The 18511-nt window shown below is 46.0% G+C and carries 22 protein-coding genes and 2 pseudogenes; 14 read left to right on the top strand and 10 right to left on the bottom strand.

The genetic code is table 11. The features are described 5' to 3' along the window. The first annotated feature begins 14 nt into the window (after window positions 1-14). The 4 genes from A6301_RS13705 to A6301_RS13720 all read left to right on the top strand — a co-directional run bounded on the left by A6301_RS13705 (window position 15) and on the right by A6301_RS13720 (window position 1541). Window positions 15-122 carry a hypothetical protein gene (locus tag A6301_RS13705; RefSeq protein ID WP_370642241.1) on the top strand — a complete coding sequence of 36 codons (108 nt, stop codon included), beginning with the start codon at window positions 15-17 and terminating at the stop codon, window positions 120-122. A gap of 276 nt (window positions 123-398) precedes the next feature. Further along, the gene (locus tag A6301_RS13710; protein ID WP_107170987.1) at window positions 399-617 is read left to right on the top strand and encodes a KTSC domain-containing protein; all 219 of its coding nucleotides are present in this window, start codon (window positions 399-401) and stop codon (window positions 615-617) included. Between the two features lie 216 nt (window positions 618-833). Continuing rightward, complete coding sequence (locus A6301_RS13715) at window positions 834-1190, top strand: hypothetical protein (RefSeq protein WP_107170986.1); 357 nt, start codon at window positions 834-836, stop codon at window positions 1188-1190. A 207-nt stretch (window positions 1191-1397) separates the two neighbouring features. Beyond that, window positions 1398-1541 carry a transposase gene (locus A6301_RS13720; RefSeq protein WP_370642226.1) on the top strand — a complete coding sequence of 48 codons (144 nt, stop codon included), beginning with the start codon at window positions 1398-1400 and terminating at the stop codon, window positions 1539-1541. Between the two features lie 595 nt (window positions 1542-2136). On the opposite strand, the gene A6301_RS13725 is transcribed toward A6301_RS13720, so the two are convergent. The 9 genes from A6301_RS13725 to A6301_RS13765 form a co-directional block, all read right to left on the bottom strand. After that, window positions 2137-2970 carry a DUF4942 domain-containing protein gene (locus A6301_RS13725; RefSeq protein WP_234258237.1) on the bottom strand — a complete coding sequence of 278 codons (834 nt, stop codon included), beginning with the start codon at window positions 2968-2970 and terminating at the stop codon, window positions 2137-2139. A 117-nt stretch (window positions 2971-3087) separates the two neighbouring features. Next, a complete protein-coding gene (locus tag A6301_RS13730; protein ID WP_234258005.1) occupies window positions 3088-3408 on the bottom strand; it encodes a TA system toxin CbtA family protein in 321 nt (106 codons plus the stop codon). Between the two features lie 69 nt (window positions 3409-3477). After that, complete coding sequence (locus tag A6301_RS13735) at window positions 3478-3813, bottom strand: type IV toxin-antitoxin system YeeU family antitoxin (RefSeq protein WP_234258006.1); 336 nt, start codon at window positions 3811-3813, stop codon at window positions 3478-3480. A 39-nt stretch (window positions 3814-3852) separates the two neighbouring features. Continuing rightward, the gene (radC, locus tag A6301_RS13740) at window positions 3853-4326 is read right to left on the bottom strand and encodes a DNA repair protein RadC (protein ID WP_234258007.1); all 474 of its coding nucleotides are present in this window, start codon (window positions 4324-4326) and stop codon (window positions 3853-3855) included. A 122-nt stretch (window positions 4327-4448) separates the two neighbouring features. Continuing rightward, window positions 4449-4799, bottom strand: a complete 351-nt coding sequence (locus tag A6301_RS13745; protein WP_234258008.1) for a hypothetical protein — start codon at window positions 4797-4799, stop codon at window positions 4449-4451. 57 nt (window positions 4800-4856) lie between these two features. Next, window positions 4857-5690, bottom strand: coding sequence for a hypothetical protein (locus tag A6301_RS13750; RefSeq protein ID WP_234258009.1), 834 nt, complete (start codon window positions 5688-5690; stop codon window positions 4857-4859). A 146-nt stretch (window positions 5691-5836) separates the two neighbouring features. Next, window positions 5837-5995, bottom strand: a complete 159-nt coding sequence (locus A6301_RS13755) for a hypothetical protein (protein WP_156105178.1) — start codon at window positions 5993-5995, stop codon at window positions 5837-5839. 183 nt (window positions 5996-6178) lie between these two features. After that, on the bottom strand, window positions 6179-7066 hold the full coding sequence (locus A6301_RS13760) for a GTPase family protein (RefSeq protein ID WP_234258010.1): 888 nt from the start codon (window positions 7064-7066) through the stop codon (window positions 6179-6181). Between the two features lie 94 nt (window positions 7067-7160). Further along, window positions 7161-8087, bottom strand: a complete 927-nt coding sequence (locus A6301_RS13765) for a hypothetical protein (RefSeq protein WP_234258011.1) — start codon at window positions 8085-8087, stop codon at window positions 7161-7163. A gap of 550 nt (window positions 8088-8637) precedes the next feature. On the opposite strand from A6301_RS13765, the gene A6301_RS13770 reads away from it, so the two are divergent. From A6301_RS13770 to A6301_RS13795, 6 genes and pseudogenes are all read left to right on the top strand, one after another. Further along, the gene (locus A6301_RS13770; RefSeq protein ID WP_234258012.1) at window positions 8638-9240 is read left to right on the top strand and encodes an inovirus-type Gp2 protein; all 603 of its coding nucleotides are present in this window, start codon (window positions 8638-8640) and stop codon (window positions 9238-9240) included. A gap of 87 nt (window positions 9241-9327) precedes the next feature. After that, window positions 9328-9540, top strand: coding sequence for an AlpA family transcriptional regulator (locus tag A6301_RS13775; protein ID WP_233991141.1), 213 nt, complete (start codon window positions 9328-9330; stop codon window positions 9538-9540). Window positions 9541-9649: 109 nt separating this feature from the next. Next, entirely contained in the window at window positions 9650-10231 is a 582-nt protein-coding gene (locus A6301_RS13780) for a hypothetical protein (protein ID WP_234258013.1), read from the top strand. A 261-nt stretch (window positions 10232-10492) separates the two neighbouring features. After that, entirely contained in the window at window positions 10493-11947 is a 1455-nt protein-coding gene (locus A6301_RS13785; protein ID WP_234258014.1) for a flagellin, read from the top strand. Between the two features lie 49 nt (window positions 11948-11996). Beyond that, the gene (locus tag A6301_RS13790; RefSeq protein ID WP_180790958.1) at window positions 11997-12542 is read left to right on the top strand and encodes a LuxR C-terminal-related transcriptional regulator; all 546 of its coding nucleotides are present in this window, start codon (window positions 11997-11999) and stop codon (window positions 12540-12542) included. Between the two features lie 88 nt (window positions 12543-12630). After that, window positions 12631-12915 (top strand): annotated as a pseudogene (locus A6301_RS13795) (restriction endonuclease); the annotation flags it as partial. Here A6301_RS13795 and A6301_RS22490 read toward each other — a convergent pair. After that, window positions 12911-13042 (bottom strand): annotated as a pseudogene (locus A6301_RS22490) (IS3 family transposase); the annotation flags it as partial. The pseudogenes A6301_RS13795 and A6301_RS22490 sit on opposite strands and share 5 nt — an antisense overlap. A 179-nt stretch (window positions 13043-13221) precedes the next feature. On the opposite strand from A6301_RS22490, the gene A6301_RS13800 reads away from it, so the two are divergent. The 4 genes from A6301_RS13800 (at window position 13222) to A6301_RS13815 (ending at window position 18476) form a co-directional block, all read left to right on the top strand. Further along, on the top strand, window positions 13222-14565 hold the full coding sequence (locus tag A6301_RS13800; protein WP_234258015.1) for a DUF1173 family protein: 1344 nt from the start codon (window positions 13222-13224) through the stop codon (window positions 14563-14565). A gap of 116 nt (window positions 14566-14681) precedes the next feature. Continuing rightward, the gene (locus A6301_RS13805) at window positions 14682-16757 is read left to right on the top strand and encodes an McrB family protein (protein WP_234258016.1); all 2076 of its coding nucleotides are present in this window, start codon (window positions 14682-14684) and stop codon (window positions 16755-16757) included. Beyond that, window positions 16750-18093, top strand: a complete 1344-nt coding sequence (locus A6301_RS13810; protein ID WP_234258017.1) for an McrC family protein — start codon at window positions 16750-16752, stop codon at window positions 18091-18093. Before A6301_RS13805 ends, A6301_RS13810 begins: the two co-directional genes overlap by 8 nt. Beyond that, a complete protein-coding gene (locus A6301_RS13815) occupies window positions 18090-18476 on the top strand; it encodes a hypothetical protein (RefSeq protein ID WP_234258018.1) in 387 nt (128 codons plus the stop codon). The genes A6301_RS13810 and A6301_RS13815 overlap by 4 nt, the downstream gene beginning before the upstream one ends. Window positions 18477-18511 lie beyond the last annotated feature (35 nt).

Raw genomic sequence — 18511 nt, forward strand, 5'->3', positions numbered from 1 at the left:
GTGCAGGCATCGCCGTGTATAATGGTCATCCGGATTATGAATGTTTGATAAAGGCTGCGGACGATGCACTCTATCAAGCTAAAGCAAATGGCAGAAACAGGATCGAATACGCGCCAGAGTAGCTATTCTGGGTTGCTGCAAATCTGCGTTTCAGACTAGATATGAAAAAGAGTAGCCCGCTATTCGTCATCGTAGATTTGCACCATTCCCCTTGCCAAACAGAAAGACTTACCGTCATTGAACAAATTCACAGCATAAAAATGATAAAGCAACGATTTTACTAACCAACCTGCCAAAAATTTGATACATATTCAATAAATAAGCATGATCGTCGACAATGTATCATGCAATAACTCTTTTATTATTTGATCTGATTTTACACAGGGGAGGAGCAAGCATTGCAGCGACAGCAGGTATCATCGTCACGAATTGACTCCATTGGGTATGACCCAAAGACGCACATTCTTGAGATAGCATTTCATAACAAAGATATTTATCAATATGTTAGTGTACCTGAATCTATCTATAAAAAATTTATTTCTGACGCTGTCGTGTCTAAAGGCCGTTTCTTTGATGGCGTGATAAAAGATAAATTTCTATGCCGAAAAAACAAATAGATTAAGTTTTAGCAACAATCATTGTGCTACTTGTCGCCGTATCTTAACGGCGATTAAAAGGTCGCTGTGCTTCCGTATCAATTTGTCATTTCATCCACCAGTCTGCCAAAAATCATAGCTATCATATGAATTAAATAGATATGTAGATGGTATCTACACGATAGTATCCCTCCAAATTGTGTAAGTATCTATCCTGTCTAACTAAGGGGAGTTCATATGATCACATCGGACATTCAAGGGGCTAATGCTTTATTTACCCAGAACAATAAGCCCCCCATTGCGCCAAATGAAGATACCTTCAAAATGGCACTCGAGAAGGCAAAAGATAACGGACAGCTAATCAGACATGAACCTAGCGCGAAAGTGGAGCCTCAGCGCTCGCAGGCAGCACAGGAGTTTATGGACTGGGTTTCCATGTCTTATGAGGAAAAACTATTCTTCTCCGTACTCGCATCCATGGGTATATCCAAAGAACAATACGAAGCAATGTCGTTAGAAGAACGAATGGGGTTAGAACTCAAAGTACAAGCGCGTATTAAGGAAATGGCGGAGCAAGACCAGCAACTCGTTTAGCTACTGATGTGGCCGGTGAATATGCGGTAACACATCGAGTGCCTATTCCAACGCTATATTAATTTTACCCACGTAATGTGGACACAGCCCTAAGCGAGGTTTTCGTTTTCAAATTATTCCGGGTTGATGTAAGCATCCCGGTAAACCGAACCATTCACTTTTAGAGATCTTCCGACATACTGATTATGTCCCGTTGAGGAGATCGCTATGCGCAAAGCCCGATTTACAGAACATCAGATCATCGCCGTGTTGAAGTCCGTTGAAGTCGGACGTACCGTCAAAGACGTTTGTCGCGAAGCTGGCATTTCCGAATGCCAGCTATTACATCAATGGTGCCGGGGCGGGACTTGAAAAACAAATCCATCTTATTGAAAATAAAGATACATCATAAGTTAACATAAACGATATATCCTCATTTGTATACTCAGTCTTTTTCCCTTCACACCAGTGACTACTCGCCACACAATTCAACAGTGATGGTAAAAATGTTGCGATGCAAAATCTGATGTATAAATAACATCGGTACAACTTCATTCAGCGGTTAGATGCTATCGTGGTTTACTCTAGATAGCAAAACCGTTATCAAGACAGCGAGTGCATTTCTGGCAATCGGTTCACCGCCATCATCAGGTCTGAGATTCTTTAGGCTGCTCCCTATCCTCCATAAAATCAGAAGTAGCCACCTCGGTAGCAAACCAACTATCCCAGCCCTCCTCCGATGACGTAGTAACACGTAAGTGATCGATCGCAGTCGTATCTACGTCTTTCACATCATCGGTTAATGCAGCAGTTTTTGAGATGCTACTATTCCCTTTTCTCATTATCGCCCTTCTCCCGCCAAACGACACGTGACATGCCGCATCCTCTTTTACAGTACCAGATTAGCACTACAGACATCGTAGCCAGGAGATGAGTAATCTCCATCCCACATCCAGCCGGTCGCTCACTACCTAGCCGCCAACATCCCCGGATAATGTTTGGCGATAATGTCGTTCATCTGATCGATCAAGTCGGGACGCTTAAAGATGAGATGCCCGGTGCCTTTCTGAAAGTAACGCACGCTAAAGAACTCATCCTCGTATTCCTGCTTGTGGGGATTATCACGGATATGGTCCATCAGTCGGATGGTGACATCGCCCCGATTGTCGGGGATCGGTTTACCATCCAACAGATACAGCATACGTTCTAGATCGGCCAGTTGATCGCGTCGCCAGCCCCAGTTCAAACCAAAGCCCCAACGGTTGTACGTCACCAGATTGCTGATGATGACTTTCTTGCCGAAGTAACAAGGGTGATTGGTTTTGTAATCCCACGATAGTCCTTTGAATACGTTGATGATCCCACGCTCGAATACCTCCTGCTTACTCTGGTGAAGTTGCTCAAACGTACTGAGAATATTGTCCTCACTGATGGCCGGTAGTTCACCCTCATCCAGATTTTTATGCCACTGGCTACGCGCTTCAGCATCCATCAGCGACAACATGCCGGATTTCAGCATCAGGTCGCGCCAGATATTGCGATCCAACGTGCGGGTGATGGCAGGCCTCGCCCTGTTGGGTGCTTCTGTTAGCCAGCAATCATAGCGATGCCCCTGCTTTAACGCCCAGTCTTCAGCGGTGCCGCCACCGATAGTCGCTGTGAGTATTGAAATTGCCTGTAGCTGATTGAGGAGTTGCTCTATCTGTTGCAGCGCGGTATCACGTCCGGTAACGATACGTTCGATATTGGTCGAGCAAATCAGCTCGGTATGTTCGGTCAAAACCTCGGGTTCAATTTGCATCATTTGTGGTCCATACATAAAAGCAAATGCGCCAGCCGCTAAGGACTGGCGCATTATGCATCGGGGAGAGGAATAAATAGGTTTGGCGTGGTGTGACTGGAAAGTGACTCGCAGTCTTTATGCTTTAAGCAAGCCGGTAGCGCGTCTGGCACGGAGAATATCAACGGCGGTGAGAAACGGTGATTGCTCCTGCCAGTTAAAACCGTCGCGATCGATACGCACCAGTTCGTATTTCTCCACCAGAAAATTGACGGCATTGACCAGCGTGACGCCAGCATCGATATGCGCCTGAATGACGTTTTCCTCACAGAACGGTGTGTCGTTCAGCGTCAGGCCGTAGTGCTTTTCTAACAGGTAGGTAAGCAGTTGCTGCCAGACGGCTATAGGTGACGGGCAGGATTGCTCCTCCCGTAACGGGATTTCCGGTATGGTTTGCATGGGAATATTCTCTTCAGATTAAGTCGATAAAATCAGGGAGGCGTTCAGGATGGCGAGAGAAACAACGGGTTATTCTGCTGCCGCAGCAGAGGGATAAATAGCAATATACACGTAACCAAAACTACCCAGCGTATCAGCTTCACAGGTAAATTCGTCGCAATGCAGCGTGACACAGCCCTGCTGGCGAGGATTCAGTTCACCTGTGCATAGTTTCTGTTCCAACTGCTTAATCAACTGCGGGAAACAGCGTTCCAGATGATGGGCTTCTGTTTTGCTAAACGTACCGACAATGCTGGCCCGGTCTGCCAGATAGTGCAGACGGTTACCTTCCTGCACCAGTCTGGCTCCGAATCGCGGCGTGACAGTACACTTTAATCCCCATTCCGGGGCCTCTATTGATGACATGATGTTTTCCTTATAAAAGTGCGGTGGTAAGTGTGCTCATCACAGCCAGCCACGTTCAGCGAATGACACCACGTCAGCGCCGCCAACAACCAGATGATCGAGGACTCTGACGTCGAGTTGTGACAGTGAGTCCTTCAGCTTGTCGGTGATATGGCGGTCAGCCTGACTCGGCTCGGCACAGCCGGAAGGATGATTGTGTGCCAGTATCACGGCGGCGGCGTTATGACGCAGTGCCGCTTTGAGGATTTCACGCGGATGCACTTCGGTACTGTTGATGCCGCCCAGCGCGATAACTTCCTTTTCTATCAGACGGTGTTGGTTATCCAGATACAGCACCATAAAGACTTCACGTTCCAGGTTGCTGAGCTCCAGCATTAACCAGCTTTTAGTGTCCTCAGAGGTTTTGAACTGGCGTGCATTTTTACGCACGCGTTTTTCCAGCAGGCATAACGCCATCTGGATGATGCGCTGCTCTCTGGACGTAATGCGGCCTGCCAATGAATTACATGACATGATGGTTCCTTATCTAAACGATGGATGATGAAAAAGAAGGATGAAATGGATGACAAGAGCACAATAAATACAATGCCTCGCTCAGGCGCACGAGGCATCGGAACCGTAAATAAGGTCAGTCGTTATTCCATCTGGAATTCCCATATGCCCTGATCGGTCTCGACCATGATTTCAAGGACATTACAGGCGGCTCCCCAGTTTTTTGACTTAAACGTCGTTTCAAAAGTGCTACCGAAGCGGAGTCGAACGGGCTTCCAGGATTCTTCGGAAAGGTGCTGGCAATTTCCCCGATTAACCACAATGTCTTTGACGACGACAGAATCTGTCAACGCGGTCACGGATATCCTTGGATAATAGGGACCGGCATACCAGTTTCCTGAGGCAATACGGGTTTGCACTCTGACAGGCGCTTTTTCTGCAAAAACGCTTAGCGAACACAATCCCAGACAGAGCGCGACAAATGCTTTTTTCATGATATTTTCCTTTATTAGACAGGCTCGAAGCCTTCCGATGACCAGAGGCGGTAACACTCAACGATGGCTGAATGTCAGCGTGTCCTTTTTTCCGTTGTAGTGAGTGAGGTTAAGCGTGGTGTTGTTGGCATCATGGGTACTGTCAACCTTCACGATTTCACTGCAATCCTTGAGGTCAATCGCCTTGATTTCAGGTGTGGGGTTCGTTTTATTGACGGCATACCAGCTCCCTGCCGGGCAAGCCATCCCGGCACTTTGCGCCAGAAAGGTGTAATACGGCGTATCGGTCAGACGGGTATAAAGGCTGGCGGTATCCGCGCCCTGAACCAGCACATCCTTGCCGCTGTCACCGCAATTCCGGCAGAAAAGCTGGTCCTGCGTGTTTCTCAGTACTTGTGCCTGATACGCCAGAACCTGGTTATTCATCTGGAAACGGTTTTTCTCTCCATTTTTCCAGGTGACAGTGAGCAGCGTGTTGTTTTTGTTTTCCGTCACCGACACCTTCGCTACAGCCGATAAATCAGAGCGGTCATCGTCAAACTCAATAAAGTGAACGGTGGGCGACGCGGCATATTTATCGATGTAATAAAAATCGGGTGTCCGGTTAGCGGTGTAAGCAGGAATGGCATCATTCAGCAGGATGGTATAGCGCGTCATGTCCCATAACTTGCTGTACTGATCCGTTTTATTTTTATAGCCCTGTGGATAGTCAGAAATAAAGAAACTGTCTTTCCTGTCGGGTCCACAGAGATGGCAGACCATGTGCCCGTCGCTGTCGGTGATAATTTGCGGTTCATTGTCAGCAGGCTTTGCCTGTACAGACAGAATGGGAAGAACCATCAGGGAGGCCAGCAGCATTCCGCTGCATGGCAGTGCAGGTTGTGTTTTCATTGTGGTTTTCCTTCGGAAGGGCTCTCGGTTAAAAACCGGCCCACCCGCCAACGGTATTGATGATAAAAAGCAGGCAGGCCATAAAAATCACCAGCGTGATATACCAGCGCATAAAACGGCCAAACAGCTTCAACAGCGTTCGCATATTATTTTTCTCTGCAAATCAGGTAATACAGCAATCCGGCCAGTAACGGGTCGATGACAATACCCAGAATGAACCAGCCCCAGAATGAGCGACCACTGCTGGATGCCACACATCCCAACACGATTGCCAGCCCCACCCAAAGCAGTAACAACGGCATCATTGCCCTCCAGACGCATACGCGTTACATGAACATGTTATTGATTCGTAAAAGTAAAAAAGTCTCAGAATGGAATATCGATTTTATAGCGGGGAGAAATGGCGGTATAACAAATCAATTCGATCGGTTCGATCGACAAAATCGATCGGTGACGATAAAGAAAGCTGATGGGAAGCAGCAAAAACGTTAGTCGAAGAAGAAAGACCACACGGCATTTGCCACTCTGGCAACGGAATGGGTGACGCCATGCAGCACCTGTTTTGCCACCTGAGGCAACGGCGCGTGGTCAATGACCCAATCCACCGCATTGACTACCGTGTCGGAAAACCCAGCCCGGGCCTGCTGTATCGCGCTTTCGCTTTTGTGCTCGGCACGTAAATGAGGAATGACCGGACTGCGAGCCTGCTTTGGGAGAAGGGTTATCATCGCCTCTACCATCTTTCCCAGTTGATAACGGCCTTTAACGGAAAGCGGTAAAATGTTCTCTGCCACGATACCGAGTTGTTGCCCGATAGCCGCCTGCTTTTGTGCCATATGTTCACGTTGCCTGGATGACGGCTGTGCAGAGGCCCAGCGCCATTCTTCGCTCGGTTCAATCTTGTCGACCTGATTGAGCAGCCAGAGTATCGGCGTGTGCTCACCGTTCACGGAGCCGAACACATCCCGATAAAACTGCTCCTCGGCAGAATAGGCGCGGTCATCCGCCTTCAATACCCACAGCACCATATCCAGCTCCGGCAACAGGGATTGATACAGTGCGCGATATTCCTCATCCCGTTGCTGACTTTCACCGACTCCGGGTAAATCAACCAGCGTAAGATAATGACGCCCAAAACGCAGACGAATGCGTTGTGGCTCACGGGTACAGGCTGCGACAGCATTCACTGCGCAGACTTCGCTGCGAAACAGCGCATTACATAAGCTCGATTTCCCTACGCCGGTTTTGCCCATAATGCCAATCACCGGTTCATAGGTAACCAGCCGGGTCAGCTCCTGCATAAGGGCATGACGTAACGAACGGGGATAGCGCCGCAGATGGCGGCGGATCAGGGAATAACCTGACGATTTTTTCATATCAGCCTCAGAATGAAAAAGGCCATCCGGGATGGATGGCCTGATGAATTGGAATTGGGGTAACTCAATGAGGTGATATATAACTGAGATTTTTTTATTTTTTCTGATTCATATCTGCCCATGCTTTATCTATCAGAAATTCGATCACATCAGCCCTGTTACGGTTAAGATATTTCTCAAGTTTTACCAGTGTCTTTTTAGAGCTGTCAGAAATACGAATATTGACCGGTGCTTTGGTTGCAACTTTCTTACGATGCTTCATATTTGCATAGCGCTTTCGCAACGTATTTAGAAAAAGTTGTTTTTCTGCCGGTTCTTCATTCCAGAGATAATATATTGCAGGAATGGCAAAACCCTGCATCTCAGGAATGATGTTGACATCTCTGAAATCCCTAAATATGCGACGCTCCGAAAAAAATTGCTCCATTACCCATTCAATATTTTCTTTTCCTGCATCGACCATCCATGAAAAATCCTTTCTGAACATTTTTTTGTTATTTAAGTAATCATTTTTTATTTCAGACGTAATTGAGTCATTTTTGCTTGTCAAGGTAAGTAATATATCGAGAATAGACAAGGTAGCTAGATAACATTGTTCAGGTGTGTCAGGTATCGCCGAAGGCAAATGTTCACCTATAAGCCAGAGATGCCTTTTTCGACGAAAATAATATTTTGGGTGTATATCATCCGCATCTCTAGGGTAGAAACTCACATATTCTTTTATTAACCGTAACCAAAAATATATACAGCCATACTGATCTTGCTTAAGCCATACCAGTTGTGATTCATCGACGCTATGGTCAGAGTAAATTGTGCTATACCGGAGTACATGCTTTGTAATGCGCGTAGTTCCGTTACTCTCCCGCACCTCAGCGTCAATAATTTTGTTAATCTTCTCATTAATCAACTGTACGTTTTTCTGTGTGCCGAATGAAAATCGTCTTGCCTCTTCAGAATGTCCCATCCGCCAGAGAAGATAAACCCCCTCCCTAATGGACTTAACTTCAATATACCTAACCATCTCCTACCCTCCATTGCTGGTGTCTTCATTTTTTAATGACACTACTACAAACATCATCAAAAAACTATGATTCATGAAGCTAAAATCAGGCTATCTAAAAGCATGAAAAAGGCATTTTTCCTTACGAATTGCTGATGTGTATAGTCGTGTTTTTTAGGTTATTCACGTATGATTCATAGCAGATATCATACAATTTTATTGCAAATAAAAACAACAAAATCAAATGTTTATATATTTTAAATAAAATTACCTCATGTTATAATTTAGTACTATTTTATTGATTTGTGCAAGCGTGGATATGAACCGGCTATATGACATGAAGGTGATTCGTCGCTGATGTGGTTCATTAAGGAATAAAGTATTATTTAATAAATCCAGTCATTACGGATAGGTAAATAATAGCATCATTCGCTTAGTGAATAGACGCATTATAAAAAACATTCAACCTCGGATATATGGCTATAAAAAACCCGTCAGGCATACTCCATGCATTATTAAAAATTAACGCACTGAATAATTATCATGAGATAAATCCACCGGAATAGACATCATGAAAAAACGTCAGTGTAAAAGCATCAATCCAAACTATCAGCATGACATGCATCTGAGCCAAAAACTTAGAGCACATCAGGAGATGTTGTTCCTGCGTTACTCAAAGTTACTGATGCTGCGCGTAGACTTTGCATATATTAAAACGAGTTACGAATTTAAACACTCAGATAAAAATACCATTGTAGGGGACATGGTTAAGTTACTCCAACAAAGCGTGAGTATAAGAGGCCTTGTAGGGTACGTATGGGTACTGGAATATACCGAACTTCATGGTTTTCATATTCATGCTGCATTTTATCTTAACGGCCAAAAACACCGTAAGACATGGAATACGTTTCTTTCTGTAGCTGAACTCTGGGATGATATTACCGATGATGCGGGTTATACGCATTGGTGTAAACCCAAGGAATATTATGAAGTACAGGGGGAGCGTGTTACCTCCTGGGACAACAATACCGGTCGAGACAACATGCTGTATATTCTGAGTTATCTCAGTAAAAAGAATCAGAAGACAGACAAGATTATTTTTCAGTGCAGCGATATTCCTTCCCGATGTAAAAGCGGGGGACGTAACAGAAACAGACGCCGCACCCATTTGTAAAAAATTACTCTACTGACGAATCGTTTGAAGGAGTTCGCCAATTTCCATTTTCCGGCTCCTTCTCCCATTTATTCAAGGAGAAAAACGATGAGTACCACTACCGATTACCGCCTTCTTAACGACCAGTTTGTCGATATGACCTTCATCACCCAGTTGACCGGATTAACCGACAAATGGTTTTACAAGCTGATTCAACTGGGTGAATTCCCGAAGCCGATTAAGCTGGGCCGCCGTTCCCGCTGGCTACAAAGTGAAGTCGAAACCTGGTTACAGCAACGTATCAATCAGTCTCACAGATAGTCACATCTTCATTCCCCACTCTTTTATCAAAATGCGAATAACAGACCGCTATCCGATTCCACGGAGGACACCGGCTGTCTGTTATTCAGCATGTTGGAGACTTTTCTAAATGACACGTAATACAACGCTATCCACGTTGCTGGATAAGTACCAAAGCCATCTTGACGACAGTGCTGCGCACGCCATCCATCAGGGTATCAGTACACGAAAAATTCATACTTTCCATCGGTTGAGACTGACGGCAGTTTCCCTGCCAGACCAGTGTAAGGCACATCTGATTGTCCCCGCGAAACTAATGCTGAAATCAAGAGTATCGCGTATTGAGGCTACCAGCAGAGCCATTCTGCCAGTGGAAACCAGCCGCTACCTTCGACATTATCCGATGCTGGGCGGTATTCTGATTAGTGAATGTGACCGACTACATCTGGATGAATTGGGTGACAACCTTCAGAGGCTATTTGATCGGGAAAATGAACCCGGCATTCAGGAAACGTTAACACTACTGTGCTGGTCTGAACTACTTAACGGCCTGTCTTATCGTGAATGGACATCACTGGCTGATAAAACCGACAGACAGATTCAGGTGTGGATTAACACCCGTCTGCGCACTCAGCCAGCGCGTCGGGCAATGATTGACGAATACGTTTTCTTTGCCTGCTTTGGTTACTGGGCAGACTACCGACCTGCTTAATTTTCATACCGTTACGTGAACACTGATTCAGAGCGCTTTTGATCGGTAACGCCGATCGATACGATCGCATCGATCTATCAAAACGATTATCTTTTGATCGCCACCGTCGATAAGCTATTGCCGAGAATAACCATAACGTAATGTTTTATCTGTTTTTATTTCCACTATCGGGAAAGGTTAACTATTGCCTGTTATCCGGTAAATCAATAATAAGTAGATAAAAACCATTCGTTATTTTTGCCAAATCAGGACTGGTGTGCAATGACGCCGATTACCTCTCTTCATCTAACGATACGGAATCAACAGGATAAATCGGCGACTCGATTGAGCCAGGCGATTGAACGGCTTTCATCGGGTCTGCGTGTCAACAGCGCGAAGGACGATGCCGCTGGTCAGGCTATTGCCAACCGGATGACCGCTAATCTGAATGCCAACAGCGTCATCACCAACGGAATGAAAGATGGTCTCAGCCTGATGCAAACGGCTGAGAGCGGGCTTAATGCCATCAATAACCTGATACAACGCGGCAGGCAACTCGCGGTGCAGGCGGCAAATGGCACGTTGTCAGATACCGACCAGACCAGCCTGAACGGTGAGTATCAACAAATCAGGGAAGAGATCGACCGCATCGCCTCATCGACTCAAATTTTTGGTCGTTATCCGCTGGCCCCCACTGAACCCGGCCCCCTGCCTGCCAAACTGGGCGACACGTTGCCACTGGCTGAAAAGTTTCCTGTCCCCAATATCAATCATCAATTTTCTTCTGGGGTGATTTCGCTGGCTTACATTCCTGCTGGCGCAAAAAATATTACCATTACCATCGACTCATTAAGCGCCGATGACGATATCCAGCTCTTTACACGGGACGGTAAACATCTGGCCGGTACGCCAGTAGTAGGCGCAGACGCCGATATCGTCTGGTCAGCAAACGGCGTAGCGGATGAAAGCACCATGAACACCGCCGTGATTACGCAAGATAACGGCTTTTTACCCAATGCCACCTACTCGGCAGATTCGCTGCTGCAAGCCGGGGAATACAATATCAACACAGGGGCACAGACCACTTATCAGGGCATGACCATCACCTACAGTGGCGATGGTGACCGTTTTGAAGATGCCAACACCGGGGGATTTAACGATGGAAATGTGGGCGCAGCAAACCGACTGGAAAAAATTCATATTGATGAGGTGACGGAGGACCTGATTGTCATTGTGGTTGGCAGCGGCGTATTTACTAGCAGCGCAAACTGGGATGAACTGCCCACACCGACAGAGCCTGCACCTCCACTGCCGCCTTCAGTACCGATCAGCAAAGAAACGACGTTTGTTGTCGGAGCAAGTTTTGGCGATGCATTGCAAACGGTCACCCTCAACCCAACGCCAGCAGATAGCCAATCGCTGGGGCTTTCCTCTGTGACGCTGGATACACCTCAACAGGCCAGTGCGGCATTAACCACATTCGATAATGCACTAAAAACGCTAGACGGTTACCGCAGCGAATACAGCAGCCAGATGAACCGTTTTGAATCCGTCACTGCCGTGCTGTCGCAGGAAAAGGTTGCCACGACTGCCGCCCGCTCACGCATATTGGATGCGGATTATGCTCTTGAGGTTTCCGCGATGACAAAATCCCAGATCCTGCAACAGGCCTCCCTGTCCGTCTTGTCACAAGCCAACCAGCTCTCGGAAAACGTATTAAAGCTGTTACAGGGATGATGCGTCGTCAGATATCACTTTGTTATTTTTCTACTGAATCACTATCGCCATGAGTATTGAAATATTCAGCCGCTGCCCTTTCACCACGGCGGCGTTTACCTGTCTGGGAAATAAGGATGGAGGTAATGTACCCATCACTGTTGTTGATATTGAACACGGTATCGACATGACGCTATTGACGCACATCATTACCGCCAACCACCGAACATTCATCATTATTCTCAACAACCGCAAACATGCACCGGTGATGGTGGCTAAAAAGGTATTGCTGTTATCAAAACATGCACCGATGAGTACGATTAAAAAAGTGATTTCTGCCCTGTCATCGTTCAGAGAAATAAAAGGCAAGACAATATCGTTATCACCGAATGAGAAAATATTCTTTGGCTATTGGCTGGACGGAATTGCAATAAAAACCATCGCAAAGAAGATGGTGATAACCCATAAAACAGCCAACAATATGAAAAACAATATCTACAGAAAATATGGCATAAAGGACCTACTCACCTTTTTACTCATTGCCAGAATCTCACATATGCAAAGTATCACTGACGCAGAACATCACCGGGTTATCTACGTCGATAAGGTGGCATGAGGTAACATTCTGAGAGCAACAGGAAGCTTGAATCCCTCTGATTTTTTGAGCATTATCGCAATATACTCCCTTTCAGTTTGTGTTGCGTATGCCATCTGTCCAGGAACTTCAAACCGCAATTTCCAATATGTCTATATGGCGTAAAGGTGATCAACGTGCGCCTCATAAGCCATTGTTGCTGCTTTATGTTCTATCGGCCTATCAACAAGGACACCCGCGCCTGTTTCACTATGGCGACGAAATCCGTCCGCAGCTCTTGGCACTTTTGAACAGCTTTGGGCCACAGCGGCGTGCTCATTACCCTGAAATGCCTTTCTGGCGGCTGAAGGGAGATGGCTTTTGGCAGTTGCAGAACGACGAGCATTGTCCACCGCTTTAGCATTTTTCAATAACCGATTTTCCGACTCGTTCGACGGTAATCTACCATTATATTCATGCGGCCTGAGTGAACTGAAATATCTAACAGTGTAGTTCGTGATAGCGTGAGTGTAATGGTGGAAAAGTAAGCCCGCAATGTGTGGATTGAGTCTATACCATTAGTGCATAGCTCTCTTACCATAGGAGTTACAGACCTACGGCTTGCAAATCTATAACCCATGATTTAAACATGGGAAATTTGAATAATAATGGCTAATACGATAAAACATTGATTAAGAAAGAATCACAATAGGATAGGTCAATGGAAAGGAAACAACAGTCCAAAGTCTGCGTACATCTTCTTGAAAAAGAAACGCCTTATTACTTTTCGCCAGAACAACAAAAATCTACTGCAGATTCCTTTTTTCAGAATTCGTTAAAACTGGCCTGGGATAATCACAATTACATTGCGACTTGCTGCTGTGACCAAGCTCAAGAACTTAAGCTATATATCCGAAGTAATAAAGGTTCCGGTCCATTTACTCTCTGTCGTAACCCAAACACGGGTCCCAGACACAAGCCGTCCTGCGCATATCACTCTCGTGTAAATACAGATGGTGGTGCAAAAACATATTCATCATCGGCTGTCAGAGAAGAGGAAGATGGGACCTTACGAATAGGATTGGATTTTTCGTTACGTGTATCAGCGACTGATTCTGAGCGTGCGACTCCGGCAGCGGTGCATCCCCCACGGGAAAGGCGGCAGGTCAATCGCCTCGGAAAGATGAAAATGTTGGGTCTTCTTCATTTGCTTTGGGAAAATACGGGATTAAATGAATGGGCCCCATGGCTTGAAGGCAAGAGAAGCCTTACAACAGTCATGAACCGTTTGCAAAAGGAATCCAGCAGCATTAAACAAGGCTATACAGTTCTGGGCAATGTTCTATTGCTACAAGAAAACGGGTACGGCAATAAGAAGGCTGTAAGTTACGCCTGTGCGAATAGTCGTCGTCTGGTTGTCATATCAGAACTGAATGAATGGTCTTCAGCTCTGATTACTAGTAATAATCTGCCTTTGGTTGGAACCACAAAGAGCAGTCCTCCTGCCGGGATGCCATATCTAACCATTGATAGTTCGCGTTGGGAAAATACCTTAACCAGATTTCCACGTGACGTAGCATGGTGGCAACGTGGTGGTAAAATTATCGCAATTGCCGTCACCGACGTGCCAGAAGAAAGAAAATCTGTGAAGTCTAACCGGGTATATTTTTCCGCACGTATTCGCCAGGTAGTTTTAATGATGGTGAGTGAACGATGGATCCCACTCGATTCATCTTACGAAGGGCTTATTGAAGAAAAGCTGGCTAAGGAACGGCGCCAGTTTACCAAGCCATTGATCTATGATTCAGCGGAAGATCAGTACCATCCCGATTTCATACTAACGGATGTCAATGGTGCAGATTTCGTTCCGCTCGAAGTATGGGGACGTGACACTGAGGATTATTTACAGCACAGAACAGTGAAAGAAGCGTGGTATCAGCAGGAGTTTGGTGATTCCTGGTGGTCATGGGACGCGGTAAGGGATCCGAGAGGCGAAGAAATACCAACCTTCCCACCGCGAAAGGAATACTACGAATTCAGATACCCTACCGAGAAAGAGTCTTAGGGAAGGATGCAAACTGCTGACGTTGGTCTACCCACCGCCATGGATTAACTCAATGCACTTATAACTCAGCACTTTAGTTAAAGAATAAGCAATATCACAGCAGAGGAAAAGTCACGATGACTCTTGTAGATAGTGTCGAAGCAGGCAAGCTGACGATCAGTGAATTGATTGAAACCTTGGCGAAAGATAAAAATTACGCAGCTTCTAAGTGGGATCAGCGATACCGTGAATTTACGACTTTGCTACAACAAACCTCAACTTTTGCTGAGCCTGAAACGGATGATTTAGTTAAGAGGCTCTGGTATGAACGTGATAACGGTATTGCCAGTATTCGTCAGGGCGTTCCATCATTAGCAGAATATCAGCAAAGCCTCCCATTGCTTAGAGAACTCACTGAACGTGTTCGTCAGCAACCGAATGAAGCTACCTACCAATATGTAGGCAGTGCGCTGCAGCAGGCCAAAGAGACCGGAGAGCTTAAGCGCATGTATTGGAGTTTAAGAAATCGTGTCTTTGCCGCGTTCTCGCCAGAAAACTACACCAGTACTGTGGATGAGAATGCTTTCAATAAAGCAGCAGAATTCCTAAATCAACACTTCCATCTCGGTTTGGTACTGACCGGAAATTGGTTACAGAAAAACTATGAATTGAAACAAGCCATACACGCCCAATCTCCTAACAAAGATCCTTATTACGTGAATATGGCCATCTGGCATCTCTATGAATTGCTCCGTGAACGCGATAATGAACAAAAGCAGGAGAAAGTAGCTAGCACGACATCCATAACCAGCAGTGAGCCCATCGAGAACAAGACCATTCCACATTCACCAACTAACGTGATCTTCTTTGGCCCCCCAGGCACTGGCAAGACCTTCACGTTGCAGCAAAAAATGAAAGAGTACACTTCACATGCAGTTCCTGCTGATCGTGATGCCTGGCTGGATTCTCGCCTTGAATCGTTGAACTGGATGCAGGTTATAACGCTGGTGCTGCTCGATCTTGGGAAACGAGCCAAAGTTCGCCAAATTATTGAACATATGTGGTTTCAACGTAAGGCATTATTAAACGGTCGTAATGGCAATCTATCGAATACTGCCTGGGCGGCTTTGCAATCCTATACCGTTCCGGAGTCGTTAACTGTTGATTATAAGAATCGGCGTGAGCCTGCCGTATTTAACAAAACAGATAACAGCGAGTGGTTGCTCGTCGATTCACAGCTCGAGCAAGTGGAGGACTTGGTAGAGCTCTACGCCGAACTTAAACGCGGTCCAAAATCTGCCGAAGCCATCCAGCGTTTTGCAGTGGTTACCTTCCACCAATCTTACGGCTATGAAGAATTTATTGAGGGTATCCGCGCTCGCTCCGATGAAAGTGGCAATATCTCTTACCCTATTGAGCCGGGTATCTTTATGCGGCTGTGCCAGCGTGCCAATGCCGATCCAGCCCATCGCTACGCCATTTTCATCGACGAAATCAATCGCGGCAATATCTCCAAGATTTTTGGCGAATTGATCTCACTCATTGAAGTAGACAAGCGTGCCGGTATGTCCAATGCAATGAGCCTGCAACTGTCTTATAGCGGTGATCACTTCAGCGTACCCGCCAATGTCGACATCATCGGAGCCATGAATACAGCGGACCGTTCTTTAGCTCTTATGGACACTGCTTTGCGCCGTCGCTTTGACTTTGTCGAAATGATGCCTGACCTCTCTTTACTGAGTGGAACCAAGGTGAAAGGCATAGAACTCGAGCCGTTGTTAGAGAAACTCAATAGCCGCATCGAAGCACTTTACGATCGTGAACATACGCTGGGGCATGCGTTCTTTATGCCAGTAAAAAATGCACTCGATGCTGGTGATGAAGAAGCTGCGTTTAAACAATTGAAGATCGCATTCCAGAAAAAGATCATTCCGCTTTTACAGGAATACTTTTTCGACGACTGGAACAAGATCAGGTTGGTGCTGGCAGACAACCAGAAACAAGACGACAGCCTGCAATTCGTGATTGAGAAAACAGACGATCTCGATACGCTTTTTGGCAACAACCATGATTTACGACACCATGATCAGCAATCGACAGCTTACGAGCTCGAAGCATTCGATCAAGAGATCTGGAACAGGCCACAGGCTTACCGTGCTATTTACCAACCCCAACAGACCGCTCTTGATGAGCAGGCTGTAAACCATGGGTGAAGTGATCTCTGTTTTTGAATATGACCTGCTGGGGAGTGGAAAAGCGGCTTCAGTTGGCGCAAAGTTGGTGCCTCAACAGGTCTTTAATTATTTAGAAGCACTTAGCCTGGCAAGTATTCAAGGGAGCCAGTTTCTCAAACCCACCTCTCGCTCAGGCTTCAAATTACTTCAGGTGCAAAACTACGCGGGGATGCTTTCAACACCTCATGGTTTCCAGCTTGAAATACTGCCCAAGGTTGGTAAAAACCTCACAGCAACTAATGCGCGTGAAACATTGCTGACGATGCTAAGCCATCTGCCTGGGTTTCGACATATTCAAACCCAGCAGGCCACTCTTCATGCACAACGCATGCCTTTGCTCGAGATTTTTATCAGCCAATTTTTGCAAAGCGTCAGCCAATTGCTTAAACAAGGTTTACGCTCCGACTATGTGAGCGAGCAAGGTAATCTGGCTTTTATGAAGGGCAAGCTGATGCTCTCTGCACAGCTACGACATAACGCGGTAAATCGCCATAAGTTTTGTGTCGATTATGATGAGTATATGTCTGATTGTGCTGCCAATCGGCTCTTACACTCCACACTGGATAAGTTACTTAGTCTGAAGCTGTCATCAGAGAATCAACGCTGGCTTTACGAACTACGCTTTGCTTTTGACGGTATTCCACTTAGTAGGGATGTTGAGAGCGATATGAACAGCTTACGCATTGAGCGTGGTATGACTCATTACAGCGAGCCAATGGCTTGGGCGCAGTTGATCCTGAGAGGAATGAGCCCAAGTGCATTACAAGGAAACACCAAAACGATATCACTTTTGTTTCCTATGGAAGCGGTATTTGAATCCTTTGTGGCACAGACCCTACCCTACGAATTACCTTCTCACCTAAAAGTTTTTCCTCAAGCAGCAACTTATTCTTTGGTAAAGCATGGACTTAAAGATTGCTTTAAGCTTCGCCCAGACTTGCTGATTCAATCTCGGCAACCGATTCAAACCAAAATGGTGATGGACACGAAATGGAAGCTGGTGAACAGTAACGAGCAAAAAAAATCACTATATGGACTTGCGCAATCCGACTTTTATCAAATGTTTGCCTACGGCCAAAAATATCTTGATGGGAGCGGCGAAATGTATCTGATTTACCCTGCGCATGATGACTTTAGCCAACCGATACCGCAGCACTTTGCTTTTTCAGAGACTTTAAAATTATGGGTTGTGCCATACCGGATAATGGCAAAACGAGGTGAGAGGATGATGTGGCCGAGTGACGAGTCCTGTACAATGAGACCCAACCCAGATCGGATGGCTGCTTCAGTATCCTATAGTGGAGGCATGAGATGACCCATGAATACCAGCGGCAAAGCCTGGAACAACTAATTACTCAGCAAACAGCAGCGCCCAGAAGCGCTGCCGCTGTATTTAACGAGAACCAAACTCTCTGGCAAACCCTTGGCTTTAGCCAGTCTCAAGTTTCGCTATGGCTTGCCTCATTGCCTCAAAGTAATCATCTAAAAGAGTTAACAACGGCAACGTACCAGGTTACTCCTGATGTTGCGGCACATTTAGTATCATTATTACAACAAGCTGGTGGCCGCATGCCCCTGGCACAAGTACTGAAAAAGCTCCCAGCAGGTATTACGACCAGTGAACAGCAGATACACAAACTGGCTCGGAAGCATGCGCAGTTAGAGATTAAAGGCCCCTTGCTGGTATTGATAAATTAACCGGCACTTGTAGTAACTATTGGCGGTATTAAAGG

Source organism: Pectobacterium sp. IFB5596, assembly GCF_021432585.1.
GTDB classification, from domain to species: domain Bacteria; phylum Pseudomonadota; class Gammaproteobacteria; order Enterobacterales; family Enterobacteriaceae; genus Pectobacterium; species Pectobacterium punjabense.

Excerpts from the sequence above, each read along its gene's own strand:
- A6301_RS13715 (WP_107170986.1), top strand. The coding sequence starts at position 834 with ATGATCACATCGGACATTCAAGGGGCTAATGCTTTATTTACCCAGAAC.
- A6301_RS13720 (WP_370642226.1), top strand. The coding sequence starts at position 1,398 with ATGCGCAAAGCCCGATTTACAGAACATCAGATCATCGCCGTGTTGAAG.
- A6301_RS13725 (WP_234258237.1), bottom strand. The coding sequence starts at position 2,970 with ATGCAAATTGAACCCGAGGTTTTGACCGAACATACCGAGCTGATTTGC.
- A6301_RS13730 (WP_234258005.1), bottom strand. The coding sequence starts at position 3,408 with ATGCAAACCATACCGGAAATCCCGTTACGGGAGGAGCAATCCTGCCCG.
- A6301_RS13735 (WP_234258006.1), bottom strand. The coding sequence starts at position 3,813 with ATGTCATCAATAGAGGCCCCGGAATGGGGATTAAAGTGTACTGTCACG.
- radC (WP_234258007.1), bottom strand. The coding sequence starts at position 4,326 with ATGTCATGTAATTCATTGGCAGGCCGCATTACGTCCAGAGAGCAGCGC.
- A6301_RS13745 (WP_234258008.1), bottom strand. The coding sequence starts at position 4,799 with ATGAAAAAAGCATTTGTCGCGCTCTGTCTGGGATTGTGTTCGCTAAGC.
- A6301_RS13750 (WP_234258009.1), bottom strand. The coding sequence starts at position 5,690 with ATGAAAACACAACCTGCACTGCCATGCAGCGGAATGCTGCTGGCCTCC.
- A6301_RS13755 (WP_156105178.1), bottom strand. The coding sequence starts at position 5,995 with ATGATGCCGTTGTTACTGCTTTGGGTGGGGCTGGCAATCGTGTTGGGA.
- A6301_RS13760 (WP_234258010.1), bottom strand. The coding sequence starts at position 7,066 with ATGAAAAAATCGTCAGGTTATTCCCTGATCCGCCGCCATCTGCGGCGC.
- A6301_RS13765 (WP_234258011.1), bottom strand. The coding sequence starts at position 8,087 with ATGGTTAGGTATATTGAAGTTAAGTCCATTAGGGAGGGGGTTTATCTT.
- A6301_RS13770 (WP_234258012.1), top strand. The coding sequence starts at position 8,638 with ATGAAAAAACGTCAGTGTAAAAGCATCAATCCAAACTATCAGCATGAC.
- A6301_RS13775 (WP_233991141.1), top strand. The coding sequence starts at position 9,328 with ATGAGTACCACTACCGATTACCGCCTTCTTAACGACCAGTTTGTCGAT.
- A6301_RS13780 (WP_234258013.1), top strand. The coding sequence starts at position 9,650 with ATGACACGTAATACAACGCTATCCACGTTGCTGGATAAGTACCAAAGC.
- A6301_RS13785 (WP_234258014.1), top strand. The coding sequence starts at position 10,493 with ATGACGCCGATTACCTCTCTTCATCTAACGATACGGAATCAACAGGAT.
- A6301_RS13790 (WP_180790958.1), top strand. The coding sequence starts at position 11,997 with ATGAGTATTGAAATATTCAGCCGCTGCCCTTTCACCACGGCGGCGTTT.
- A6301_RS13800 (WP_234258015.1), top strand. The coding sequence starts at position 13,222 with ATGGAAAGGAAACAACAGTCCAAAGTCTGCGTACATCTTCTTGAAAAA.
- A6301_RS13805 (WP_234258016.1), top strand. The coding sequence starts at position 14,682 with ATGACTCTTGTAGATAGTGTCGAAGCAGGCAAGCTGACGATCAGTGAA.
- A6301_RS13810 (WP_234258017.1), top strand. The coding sequence starts at position 16,750 with ATGGGTGAAGTGATCTCTGTTTTTGAATATGACCTGCTGGGGAGTGGA.
- A6301_RS13815 (WP_234258018.1), top strand. The coding sequence starts at position 18,090 with ATGACCCATGAATACCAGCGGCAAAGCCTGGAACAACTAATTACTCAG.